The organism is Pseudoalteromonas sp. DY56-GL22 (assembly GCF_041414715.1).
Classification (GTDB): domain Bacteria; phylum Pseudomonadota; class Gammaproteobacteria; order Enterobacterales; family Alteromonadaceae; genus Pseudoalteromonas; species Pseudoalteromonas simplex.
On the sequence record NZ_JANHZR010000003.1, the window covers coordinates 122,577 to 134,977 of the forward strand.

At 42.7% G+C, this 12,401-nt stretch carries 12 protein-coding genes; 5 read left to right on the forward strand and 7 right to left on the reverse strand.

The window, feature by feature from the left end; all coding sequences use genetic code 11:
* Positions 1-123: 123 nt before the first annotated feature.
* The 4 genes from gltX to proB all read right to left on the reverse strand — a co-directional run bounded on the left by gltX (position 124) and on the right by proB (position 4,246).
* The gene (gene gltX / locus NO991_RS08475; RefSeq protein WP_054551203.1) at positions 124-1,608 is read right to left on the reverse strand and encodes a glutamate--tRNA ligase; all 1,485 of its coding nucleotides are present in this window, start codon (positions 1,606-1,608) and stop codon (positions 124-126) included.
* An 81-nt stretch (positions 1,609-1,689) separates the two neighbouring features.
* Positions 1,690-2,049, reverse strand: coding sequence for a glutathione S-transferase N-terminal domain-containing protein (locus NO991_RS08480; protein WP_054551202.1), 360 nt, complete (start codon positions 2,047-2,049; stop codon positions 1,690-1,692).
* 67 nt (positions 2,050-2,116) lie between these two features.
* Positions 2,117-3,079: a GGDEF domain-containing protein gene (locus NO991_RS08485; protein ID WP_054551201.1), complete on the reverse strand. Its 963-nt coding sequence runs from the start codon at positions 3,077-3,079 to the stop codon at positions 2,117-2,119.
* A gap of 63 nt (positions 3,080-3,142) precedes the next feature.
* On the reverse strand, positions 3,143-4,246 hold the full coding sequence (gene proB / locus NO991_RS08490) for a glutamate 5-kinase (RefSeq protein ID WP_300543149.1): 1,104 nt from the start codon (positions 4,244-4,246) through the stop codon (positions 3,143-3,145).
* Positions 4,247-4,631: 385 nt separating this feature from the next.
* On the opposite strand from proB, the gene NO991_RS08495 reads away from it, so the two are divergent.
* Positions 4,632-5,576 carry a DMT family transporter gene (locus NO991_RS08495; protein ID WP_138616362.1) on the forward strand — a complete coding sequence of 315 codons (945 nt, stop codon included), beginning with the start codon at positions 4,632-4,634 and terminating at the stop codon, positions 5,574-5,576.
* Here the strand turns inward: NO991_RS08495 and NO991_RS08500 are convergent.
* From NO991_RS08500 to pdsO, 3 genes are read right to left on the reverse strand one after another with little or no spacing between them, the layout of a single operon-like run.
* Positions 5,486-6,070: a class GN sortase gene (locus tag NO991_RS08500; protein WP_300360760.1), complete on the reverse strand. Its 585-nt coding sequence runs from the start codon at positions 6,068-6,070 to the stop codon at positions 5,486-5,488. The genes NO991_RS08495 and NO991_RS08500 overlap by 91 nt on opposite strands.
* A complete protein-coding gene (locus NO991_RS08505; protein WP_300360758.1) occupies positions 6,058-8,058 on the reverse strand; it encodes a marine proteobacterial sortase target protein in 2,001 nt (666 codons plus the stop codon). Before NO991_RS08505 ends, NO991_RS08500 begins: the two co-directional genes overlap by 13 nt.
* 26 nt (positions 8,059-8,084) lie before the next feature.
* A complete protein-coding gene (gene pdsO / locus NO991_RS08510) occupies positions 8,085-8,822 on the reverse strand; it encodes a sortase-associated OmpA-like protein PdsO (protein WP_054551198.1) in 738 nt (245 codons plus the stop codon).
* Between the two features lie 219 nt (positions 8,823-9,041).
* Between pdsO and pdsR the strand changes: the two genes are divergently transcribed.
* The 4 genes from pdsR (at position 9,042) to NO991_RS08530 (ending at position 12,401) form a co-directional block, all read left to right on the forward strand.
* Complete coding sequence (gene pdsR / locus NO991_RS08515) at positions 9,042-9,731, forward strand: proteobacterial dedicated sortase system response regulator (RefSeq protein WP_054551197.1); 690 nt, start codon at positions 9,042-9,044, stop codon at positions 9,729-9,731.
* Positions 9,731-11,857: a proteobacterial dedicated sortase system histidine kinase gene (gene pdsS, locus NO991_RS08520; protein ID WP_371351936.1), complete on the forward strand. Its 2,127-nt coding sequence runs from the start codon at positions 9,731-9,733 to the stop codon at positions 11,855-11,857. The genes pdsR and pdsS overlap by 1 nt, the downstream gene beginning before the upstream one ends.
* A gap of 113 nt (positions 11,858-11,970) precedes the next feature.
* Complete coding sequence (locus NO991_RS08525) at positions 11,971-12,141, forward strand: hypothetical protein (RefSeq protein WP_156426462.1); 171 nt, start codon at positions 11,971-11,973, stop codon at positions 12,139-12,141.
* A gap of 50 nt (positions 12,142-12,191) precedes the next feature.
* A complete protein-coding gene (locus NO991_RS08530; protein ID WP_054551195.1) occupies positions 12,192-12,401 on the forward strand; it encodes a hypothetical protein in 210 nt (69 codons plus the stop codon).

Below are 12,401 nucleotides of genomic sequence, written 5' to 3' on the forward strand. Positions count from 1 at the left end.
TGATAAATTGTGCATGTTTAATACTATTAGAGCAGTCCCTATTTACAAGTTAAATCTGGGGTAACTTTGATTTAAATATAAAAAAACCGAGCATAAAGCTCGGTTTATAAAACTAAAGGATGATTAAGCTTGCGGATAATCGCGGTATGCACGCTCAATTTTTTTCGCTTGCTTTTTAGACACACCAAGATGTGCTAAAGCAACACGTAAACGAGCACGCGATAAGTCAGAGCCTAAAATTTCCATCGCATCAAGTACTGATGTTGAAGATGTCTTACCTGTGATAGCCACAAAGATTGGCTCTAGGAAGTCTTTAATCTTCAACTCATGGAAAGTCGCCACTTCTTTTGCGATAGCAAAAATCGCTGGTTTTTCCCAACTACGTAAACCTTCTAATTGCCAGATGAAGAACTGTAATGCTTGACGGATTACATCTTCATCAGCTTTACCTGCTGTTAATAGCGCAGGATCATAACTTGGAATACCACCTACAAAGTGGCCCGCAAGGTCAACCATGTCAGAAAGCGTATTAATACGTGTTTTAGCTTCTGGCAATACTTTAGCGAATAGCTCGGTATTAAATTTCCAATCAACAAAACGCTGCATTAGCTCTGCATCAGATAAGTTTTCACGGATCCACATACCGTTTAACCAACTAAGCTTATCGATATCGAAAATTGGGCCGCCAAGCGACACTCGTTTCATATCAAAGTGTTCAATCATCTCTGCTAAGGTGAACTTTTCACGCTCATCAGGCATTGACCAACCCATACGGCCTAAATAGTTTAATAGTGCCTCTGGAAGGTAACCCATTTCTTTATAGTAGTTGATTGAAGTTGGGTTTTTACGCTTCGATAATTTTGACTTATCTGGGTTACGCAGTAACGGTAAGTGACCTAGTACTGGCGCTTCCCAACCGAAGTCTTCATATAATTTTAATAGCTTAGGCGCTGAATTGATCCACTCTTCACCACGGAAAATGTGGCTAATTTGCATGTGATGATCATCAACAACGTTGGCAAGGAAGTAAGTTGGGAAACCATCTGCTTTAAGTAGCACTTGCATGTCTACATTTTCCCATGGGATCTCAATTTCGCCACGTAGGTAGTCGTTAAACTTAAACGTGCCTTCGCTTGGGATCTTCATACGGATTACGTAAGGCTTACCCGCTTCAAGGTTTGCTTTAATTTCATCTTCAGAAAGATTTAAACCACGACCATCGTATTTAGGGCGTAGGCCTTCGGCCATTTGCTCTTCACGCATTTGGTCTAGTTCTTCGCTCGTAGCAAAACAGTAAAAAGCTTTACCCTGTTCAACTAACTGATGCGCGAATTTCTTATATAAATCGCTACGCTCAGATTGACGGTATGGACCAAACTCACCGCCTACATCTGGACCGTGATCCCAGTTTAAGCCTAACCATTGTAAGCTATCCATAATAGCTTGCTCTGATTCTGGCGTACTACGAACTTGGTCTGTATCTTCAATACGTAACACAAACTCACCGCCTTGCTGCTTAGCAAAACAGTAGTTAAATAATGCGATATATGCAGTACCTAGGTGCGGGTCACCAGTTGGTGACGGAGCAACACGGGTGCGAATTGTCATGGTTATATCTCTCAAAAGACAATTAAAAAATTTGCCCAAATGCTAGCACAGCACGGGCTATAATCGAAGTGAAAAGCCGCTTTATGCCGCGACTTTATCTAAATAAGCAATGATATCGTTTGATTCATACAACCAAGTCACTTGGCCGTTTTCTTCAATGCGTAAACAAGGAACTTTTACTTTTCCGCCCTGCTCTAATAGCTCCTGGCGAAATTGCTCGTTATCTTTGGCATCACGGGTTTCAACTGAAAGGCCTTGACGTTTAATGGCACGGCGTACTTTCACGCAAAATGGACAGGCTTTAAATTGATATAGTTTAAATTGTGATGTCACTGAATCAAGCGCGGCTTGCTCTGCTGCCGGACGCTTTTTACTACGTGGCGTGAATACAAAATCAAAAAACAAAATGATGCGGCCTAACAACCAACGAACAAACTTCATCTTACCTTCTCATAGGGTTCAAAAAAATAGTGGGCAATTTTAACACAGCTAAGCGCGCTGCAACACCTTAAAACAGCTCAATTGAATCATCTTGAGGTTGGCTTTGTTGAATATCTAGTTCGGAATAGGCAGTGACACAATTACGACCGCTGTTTTTAGAATGGTATAAGGCCTGATCGGCTTTTTGCACAAGGCTGGCAACCATTTCAAACTCGTAGATTGGCATAAAACCACTACTCACTGTTAAGTTGCCTACTTGAGGAAATGGGTATTGAGCAACACAGGAGCGAAAACGATTAAGTGCATTTCGTGCATCTAGCTCGTCACTTGCTTGAAATAACACAGAAAACTCTTCGCCGCCGTAGCGAAAAACGTAATCTTCAATACGAAAGTTATTTTTTAAAAGCTGTGCCACAAGTAAAATAACCTCATCACCAATTACATGACCATAGTTATCATTAACACGTTTAAAATGATCAATATCGACCATAGCAAGGAACCAATGACACTGCTTAGAGTCATGCTCGACCGCTGTATTGGCAGCTATCTCAATCACTTTTTTATCAAATGTTTGCCTGTTAAGAAGTTCAGTAAGTGGATCCTGCTGTGATTTATGTAATAAAGAGAGCTGATTCGCATAGATATTCAGCATATAAATAGCTAACATACTGCAGCGCTCGGTTAACTCTTTATCAGATTCAACAACAAGTATACCGACAACATTGCCAGTGTAATAAATTGGCACATATGTCGATATCACCCCACAATCACGGCTAATCCGAATTTTATTGCGACTGACTTTTGCCAATAAGTCTAGGACTTCTTGCTCGCTAAGCTCCTCAATGGCTGTGTTCTTATTTAACAGCCGTGCGGGAAGACCAATATTAAAGGTTTTATTAATATAGATTGCAAAACGTGTAAACTCACCTAATTCAGCAACAGCATTTATCAGTGCACTGTCTAACTCAGGCTCTTCTTCCTGTTGCGTTATAGTGACTACCCAGTCATGCCCGCAAGCATTAGAAGCCATTTAGAAGCCCCCAAAATAAAACATAACTTTAGTTTAGTTAAGTTTGCTAGAATTACTAAAAAACTATAACAAAATCATATCATCTCGGTGAATGACTTCACTGCTTGGTGCAAATACAAGCAACTCAGTTATTTGCGATGAATGACAGCCTTTAATTTGATCAATTTCTTGATGGTTAAAGTTAACAAGGCCTTTAGCAATACATTGCCCTTGGCAGGTCACCACTTCAATCACATCACCACGCTCAAACTGCCCTCGCACAGTTTTTACGCCTTTTGCCAAAAGGCTTGCGCCACGTTCTTTAAGCGCAAGGCTTGCGCCATCATCAATCACTAATTGCCCCGTGCTTTTAGGCCCTGCAAGTAACCATTTTTTGCGGCCATCTTTTGGTGCGGTGAGTTTTAAAAAGCGTGTACCAGGGAGCTTGTCGGCCATGCAATTTAAAATCACATTTTTGCCTGCGCCTTTGGCAATAATTACCTCAACACCGGCGCGACGTGCAATATCGGCTGCTTGCAGTTTGGTTGCCATACCACCGGTACCTAGGGTGGTGCCACTGCCACCAGCGAGCTCTCTAAGCTCATCATTAATATGCTCAACTTCATTGATAAGTGTTGCATTGGCATCAGAGCGAGGATCGCCTGTAAATAAGCCTTCTTGGTCAGTTAACAATAACAGCTTTTCAGCATTCGCTAATATTGCGACTAAAGCAGATAAGTTATCGTTATCACCCACTTTAATTTCGGCGGTGGCTACAGCGTCGTTCTCGTTAATAATTGGCACCACATTGTGAGCGAGTAGTGCATTTAAGGTATCGCGGGCGTTTAAGTAACGTTCACGGTCCTCGACATCGGCGCGGGTCAGTAGCATTTGCCCTACATTCACACCATACAAAGCAAACAGACTTTGCCAAATATGAATAAGCTGCCCTTGGCCAATTGCGGCAAGCATTTGTTTTTCAATCAAAGAGCGACCACAGGGGGTAATGAGTTGCTCGCGACCTGCAGCAACCGCGCCGCTTGATACTAAAACAACCTGATAACCCTGTTTTTTTAATTCACAACATTGGCGAACAAGTTCAACCATGTGTGCTTTATCTAATTTGTCGGTACCGCCTGTCAGCACGCTTGTGCCCAGCTTTACAACAACGACGTGTGGCCTTTGCATTTGATTCTTATATTCTGTAATTAAAGTAGAAAGATTATACCCAAGCTACCTCAATATGCAGAATTCAGCGTTTCACAGGTATTTAATATCAAGGCGTTACTTTGCAAGAATGGCAGTCCCTTTTAAGAAGTAACAACGATGAGAGTAAGTGCCTGTGAAGCGCCCAAAGGGTTGGTTTAAAAGCGATTTATACTGCGTTCTTGATTTTAACAATAGAACCACTATTATTTGCAATCAATGCCTTGCCTAAATCGCTTTTAATTCCAACTGAAACTCGCATATTGAGGTAGTTTGGGTATATTTATACCAGCTAACAGTTTTTGAACAAGTTAAAAAAATTCATGCTAGGATCGCGCTCTCGTTTTTTTACTCAATAGCGACACCTATGCCAGCCAGTTTATGCTTAATTATTGCGACCTTTTTATGGGGTAGCTCTTACATTGCTTTAAAGCATGCAATCAATGTTTATGATCCTGTGTTAGTGATTTTTTTAAGAATGCTAACCACGTTATTGATTAGCTTATGTTTATGGCGCTATATAATCCGCTTTGAGTTCAAACCAGGCGACTGGAAGTACTTAATTGGTATGTCACTGGCTGAGCCTTGCTTTTATTATTTATTTGAAGGGCATGCTCTTGAATACACTTCGGCATCGCAAGCTGGGGTGATTGTCTCTTGTTTACCAATTATCGTCGCTATTTTGGCGTTCTTAATTTTAAAAGAGTACATCAGTAAAGCCATTGTCGTTGGTTTTACCTTATGTATTGGCGGCAGTATTTTATTAACGCTATTATCACCAAGTACTGAGCAAGCCCCTAACCCACTACTTGGTAACTTTTTAGAATTGATGGCAATGGTGTGCGCGGCGTTTTATACGGTGAGCGTAAAACACTTAGTCGCACGTTACTCACCGCTGACCTTAATAGCAATACAAGGGTTTAGCGGTAGCTTATTCTTTGCGCCTTTTTTATTATTTATCGAACTACCCAGCGAAAATCAGCACGATTTAAGTGCCCTACTGAGCATTTTATATTTAGGCTCATGTGTCACTTTAGGCGGCTATGGCATGTACAATTACGCCATCAGTAAGGTGTCGGTATTAACCGCTGCTGCTTACTCAAACCTCATTCCAATTTTTGCGTTAATTTTGTCTGCCATTTTACTTGGCGAAGTACTCACACTTTGGCAATGGGTGAGTATTGCGGTGGTATTTGCCGGTGTTATTGTTAGCCAACGTCATCAAGAACTCAAAGTTGACGTAGACGATAATTTATCAGCCGACACCAATAGCCTAAACTCAGTCCCAGAAGCTAACGAGTCAAAAGGGTAACAGGTTAATAAATAAAGGCCTGATTGTGCTAAAAACCCTTGCTCGCTTTGATGAATAACATCAACGCTGCGAACTTGATAGTGCTCAATTTGGCCATTTTGCAATTGCATACTGAATTGCTCACCCACTTTGACATGTTTTAGAAATGCAAAGTGGGTGTCGTTATGACCCGCAATCAACACCCCATTTGTGCTGCCAAGTTCACCGCTTGGCAAAAAATGCCCGGGGGCAAACGCGAGGTTTCGCCCCGATGCACCAGCAAGTACAGTCAATTCTTGCTGCTGGCTTGGCCATTCTATGTGTGCAGTGACATAACCATCGGCGTAAAACCAAGGCCTCACTTGCTGATTAGGACTTTGCAAAGCTTGCTGCCAAGCAGATTCAATCAGAGCCTGAGCCAGCCAAGCTTTCGCCTGCATATAGCCACCATTCACAAACAATGCGATGCCAAGTAAGGCGCTGCAAACTGGCAGCACTTTTTTTAGCGTCGCCATTGCCATAACCACGAAAAAGCGAGTAATAGTAACCCGATTAGCATAAACACGCGGCTTTGTCCGTCGGTTTGCGGTAGCGTCATGCCGTTAGGAAGTTTGTTTCTCACTTGCATTGAACGCTCTGCAATCTCATTATCCGCATAGTTATCAACTGCAATAAAGGCTGTAAAAGGGCTAAGTAAATGATGCTGAAGTGCTAATGTCTCGACTTCTGCGCGTACCGCATCCTTTTCATTATAGAGCAGTAGTGACTTAATTTTTTGTCTTGCCCAGAGTCTAGCGATACCTTCGCCGTTTGCGGCATTGGCCGTTGCTAAATTAATCGTCATTGGCCCTGTGTTTGTTTGCCCCTTTAATGTTAAGTGCTGACTGCCATCAAGCTTCACAGCAACCAAAACCGGCTCTGAAAAATACAAGTCAGGTAATGGCGATGGCCAAAACTCAAGGGCTGCTTTGTCGCCTTCAAGTGCAAGTTCTGTAACCGCGGGATGCGCTAATTTATCAAATAGCAGCTGCATTTTGGGCTGTACTTGGCTGGTGCTACTTATAAAAGTGAATGTACCACGGCCAATATCAGCAGCTCTGGTCATAAAAAAGCTATTAGGTGCGCTACCAATACCGACGGTAAAGAGTCGGCTGTCACCTAAATCTGTTTGAATTTGTTTAAATAGCTGCGTTTCGTTACCCACACTGCCATCGGTTAAAAACACCACTTGGCGTACAAAGCCATCATGCTGTTTACCATCAAGTACCTGAGTCAGTGCTTTTGCTATTTCGGTGCCGCCATCGGCTTGTAAGCCATAAATAAAGCGCTCTGCACGGCGAATGTTAAAGTCATTGGCAATCATTGGCGTGTCACTTAATACCGACACTTCATTATCAAAGCCTATGATGTTAAAACTGTCATTTTCATCCAATAATGAAAGGGCATAAAACAAGGCTTGTTTAGCCTGCTCCATTGATTGGCCATGCATTGAGCCAGAGGTATCAACAACAAACACCATTTCGCGAGGCAGACGAGCTTGCGAAGTAAAGTGATCGCTTGGCGGTACTAACATCAGTAAACCATATTCTTGCCCTGCTACTGTTTCGGTAAAAAATGCAGCCTGAGAGTGGGCTTTATCAAGGGGCTTAAATGTCAGCTCAAAGTCTCTATCCATTGGAACATCACGATTAAGTGATAACTGGTACCGACCAAAGCTTGGGTTATCGATTTGCATGCCCGCTAAATTAGCGCTGATATCACTCAGCTCAAGACCAATATCCATCGAAATAGCAAGGTTTAGGCTCGCATCAGACTCTTGGCTTTGTGCACGATGAAAAACAGGCTTTAGCCACGCTGATGCCAATTGCGCTGTGTTAGCTGTTGCGTCGCTCTGTTGTTCTGTGTCTGTTGTTTCTAGATTCACTTTTTGCTGTAGTTCTGCCGTTAAAGGTTCGTAGCGCGGCGTAATAGTGGTTGGAAAACGCAGTGAAAACACACCATCTCGAAAACCGATGATCTCTTGGTATTGCAAGGTAATTTCAATCTCTTCCCCTGCTCCAAGGTTTGCTACATCAGTAGAGAAAATGTTCGCGCGTTGCTGACGTACTAAAGCAGCGCGCTTTCCCTGTTTTTGAGCTTGCTCAAATTGCTGTTCAGCCTGCTGCTTAAGGGCAATGTTACCGGTGATAATGCGCTCACCAATTTGCATTTGCATGGCATGAACTGCGCTTTCATCTGGTAACGGAAACACATAACGGGCATTTACTGCAAACGGGTGCGGGTTTTGATAACGCTGTTTAACAACAACATGATTAATAAGCCCAGTGAGCGTCATAGTGACATCGTTTTTCACTAATAAGCCCGACGACACTTGGCTATTAGAATCATCATAAAAACGTAGTTCGGCACTGGCATTGGCTGCAAATGCAGGGTTAACTGCATAACCTAATAAGAGGATAAAAAGGCTCCCAAAAAGGAGCCTTTTGGTACGGTTACTCAACATAATATGTCACTCCATCGACCGATGAATTAGTGGTTACTTTGTGCTGTGCGTAAGCTGCTTTGTGAAACAGGGCGTGTCGTTAAGGTTACGCGGCGGTCAAACACGTTGTCTTCGTAGTTATTTGAATCGGCAACACTTTGCTGCTCACCAAAGGCGGTAGCGGTTAAGCGCGTATGAGGCACACCTTGTTTAATTAAGTAGCTTTGCACTGCATTTACACGCTGTTTTGAGAGCATTAAATTAGCCAACTCATCACCACGCTGATCTGCAAAGCCATTTAAGTCGATAGCCAGATTTGGCTGAGCAATAAGTAACTGTGCGACTTTATTGAGCTGGTTAGCAAAGTGTGGGGCAATTTCGCTAGAGCCAGTTTTAAACTGTACCGTCATGGCCAATAAGGTGTTCAATTGGGCTTGTAGTAACTGCTCTTTTTCGTCAGCTAATAATTCAAGCTGCTCACTTAAGGCGGCGTTATCGGCAATTACTTGTTGGTAATCAGCGGTTTGCTCTTTCATTACAACTAATGCGTGTGCTTGTTCATCAATGGTGTTGTCTGCCGCTTCTTTTTCGCCAATTAAGCCACCAGCAAACGCGCCAATAAATGCACCCACTGGGCCGCCGACTAGGCCGCCAACAACGGCACCTGCACCTAAGCCAATGGCTGTTTCTTTTGGTGTTTCTTGTTTAGCTTGACTCGCAGCGTCTGCAAAAGGGGCTACAGATACAGCAGACGTGATAACAGCGGCAATAATTAATTTTTTCATGGTTTAATCCTTTTTCTACTTAATTGCTTGGCAACATTGGTTGGTGTTGCGAACTTGGTATGGAGCTATTAAAACAAGTCGAAATGGCAATAAAGGGGATCAAAAAAGGCAAACTGCTGAGCAATTGTGGCAGAAAAATGGCAATCGCGTTTTTGCCAGTACGCAAGGCAAAAAATTAGGTATAGTTCGCTATAGAAAGAATTTAAGTAAGTATTAACAATGAAGAAAATAGCAATCGTTGAAGATGAAACAGCAATCCGCGAAAACTACACAGAAATGCTCAGCGCTCAGGGCTATCAGGTTGTAGGCTTTGCTGACAGAGCCAGTGCTGAATTAGCATTTAGTCAATCTTTACCAGATTTAGCCATTGTTGATATTGGCCTTGGCCATGAAGTGGATGGTGGTTTTTTACTTTGCCAAACATTACGCAGTCTTTCTAAAACCTTACCGATTATATTTTTAACCGCCCGGGATAGCGAAATTGATACCGTATGTGGCCTGCGCATGGGTGCTGACGATTACTTAACCAAAGACATCAGTATGGCGCATCTTGCTGCTCGCATTGGTGCCTTGTTTAGACGCCTTGATGCTTTCGATCAACCCGCCGATCAAACTGCTCTTTTGCATCGTGGCCCGTTAAAGTTAGATACCCAGCGCATGCAGGTTTTTTGGCAAGAGCAACTGGTTGATTTAACTGTGACAGAATTTTGGATGGTACATTCACTTGCACAGCGTCCAGGCCATGTAAAAAGCCGCAACGAATTAATGAGTGATGCGAAAATTTATGTTGATGACAGCACTATTACCTCACACGTAAAACGCATTCGTAAAAAGTTTATTGCTTTAGATGGTGCATTTGACTGCATTGATACCGTTTACGGTATGGGTTATCGCTGGGAGCAAGCTTAATGCTGCGTTTGGGGCTTAGAACAAAGTTTATTTTCTTATCCTGCTTTTTATTTTTATTGCCTTGGCTTGGCTATGAATATGTTTGGGAAATGGAAAAATTCTTAAGACAAGGGCAAGAAAAAACCTTAGTGGGCACCACCCGCGCACTCGCAACCGCATTACATGAGCGCCCTGCTTTGTTTGACTCGCAAACCAACTTTTTAGATCAAGTTGTAAAAGGCCGAGATTTATATGCCTATAACCTAAATAACCCGATTCAACTTGATGGTAAATTGTCAGAGTGGCAGCCTTATCAAAACCTATTTTGGCATTACGACGAGCGCTATTTACAGGGGTTAAGCCATGAGCATCATGATAGTGATCTAAGTTTTGATCATATGGTGGGCAAATACGAAAACTACCTCTATGCGGCTTTTAAAGTCACTGACAGCTCACTGGTGTATCGTGCTAAAAATGTGCTTAGCTTTACCCGTAATGATCACTTACAGATCATGTTAAAAACACCTGAAGGTGAATTTAAACGTTATGTGGTGGCCGCCCGCCAAGATGGTTGGGTTAATGCCTTTGATGCTGCTACACAAGAGCCGGTCACTAAAATCCAAGGCTATTTTAAAAGCACCAACGCGGGTTACAACATAGAGCTGCGTTTTCCACTTTCGATGCTAGGTAATAAGCTTGGTTTTGCTATTGAAGATTGGGATGAAGACAAGGTTGAGCCTCAGCTTATGTCGACCTCAAATCTACAAAACCCCAATGATATCGGCTCTGTTTTAGTGCCTTCGCCAGAAATTAACCGTATCTTGAAAGGCATGGGCCACAGTGGCAGCCGAATTTGGGTCGTCGATAACCATCATCGTGTACTTGCACAATCTGGCTCAATTCATCATGCCGATGGCGTTTGGGCAGACGGCCTAAAAGATGCGCCCGCAACAACCTGGTGGCAACGCTTTGAGCAAGATTACTTACACCCACTTTACTATAAAATTTTAACTCGCCCAGAAAATGAGTTTATTGATACCTTACATGATGTCGCAGCGATGCAAGGTACTCACATAGCCAGCGCTTTAAATGGTAAACCCGCATCATCATGGCGCTTAACCCCAGATAACAAAGCCGTTATTTTATCGGCGGCCTACCCTATTTGGATCCAAGACAAAGTAATAGGTGCAGTAATCGCAGAAGAAACCACCAACGGCGTGCGTACTCTGCGTAATAAATCGTTAGAAAAGCTATTTAATGTCATTTTAGCGGTGATGCTTGTTGGTACTGTGACACTGTTCTTTTTTGCTTCAAGAATTTCCAGCCGTATTCGCCGCTTACGTGACAACGCCGAACAAGCCATTGATGCTCAAGGGCGGATCACCGGCAAAATTACTTATTCCGATTCGAATGACGAAATTGGCGATCTTTCTCGCAGCTTTGCCAACATTGTTAGCCGTTTAAGTGGTTATACTGATTACTTAGAAAATATGTCATCACGACTCTCCCATGAACTTCGTACGCCCGTGGCTGTTGTGCGCTCATCGCTTGAAAATTTACAAATGCAGCCGCAATCTGAACTGAGTCAAAAATACCTCGACCGTGCCAGTGAAGGGGTTGAGCGGTTAGGTAAAATTATTACCACCATGAGTGAAGCAACGCGCCTTGAACAAAGTATTCAAAGTGCCGAGGCAGAAGAGTTTGACCTGACCAAGGTGATCACCGGCTGCATGCAAGGCTATCAAATAACCTATGGTGAAAGCCTATTTACCTTGTCGCTTTGTAAAGAGCCGTTAAATGTTAGTGGTGCACCAGAATTTATTGCCCAATTACTCGATAAGCTCATCAACAACGCACTTGAGTTTAAAACCCCGCAAAGCACAATTTCAGTCAGCTTAACCAAGCAAGAGCAGCATGCATTATTAAAAATCAGCAACCAAGGGCCTTTGCTCCCTGACGGTTTAGTTGAACACATTTTCGACTCAATGGTCTCGGTGAGAAGTCAACAGCATCAGCAGCAGCCCCACTTGGGTTTAGGTCTTTATATTGTAAGGCTTATTTGCGATTACCATCACGGTAAAGTATTGGCAGAAAATTTAGATGATGGCACAGGTGTTGTGTTTACTGTGGAGCTGCCTATTAAATAAGCATATTTGCGTTACATATGATTACAGTTTAGTGACGCGATGTTCACCGATAATTCAGATTACAGGACGTAATATTTGTAATACAAAAGGCAAATTATTCTTTGGAGGGCATCATGCGATCTGGATTACAACGTGAAGAGATTGAATTCATTATGGGGCTGTTTAGCTATAATGAAGCAACCGATAAACCAGCGGCTCCAAAAAAGCAGCCTGTAAAAGCTGACACTAAAAAAGTTGATACAGCGCAATATAAAGCAAACTACAAAGCAACTTATTTGACCTGAGTAAGCTGAGATCATTACAATGGCGCACCTTTGGAATATAACGCTTTGTAATGAAAAAACACTCACCTAAAAAAGAACTGATTTTACTGCCCGTTTTATTCGTGGCTATTTTACTTTGTGTTGCAGGTCACTTCCTACTCCAGCCCAACTATCAAGACAGCCATACCGTTGAGTATTTACTCGCTGCACTGCCATTTGCCTTGTTTGGATTGGTGATTATCGCCTTTAAAGTTGCCAGTAAAAACGATAACCAAGAATAG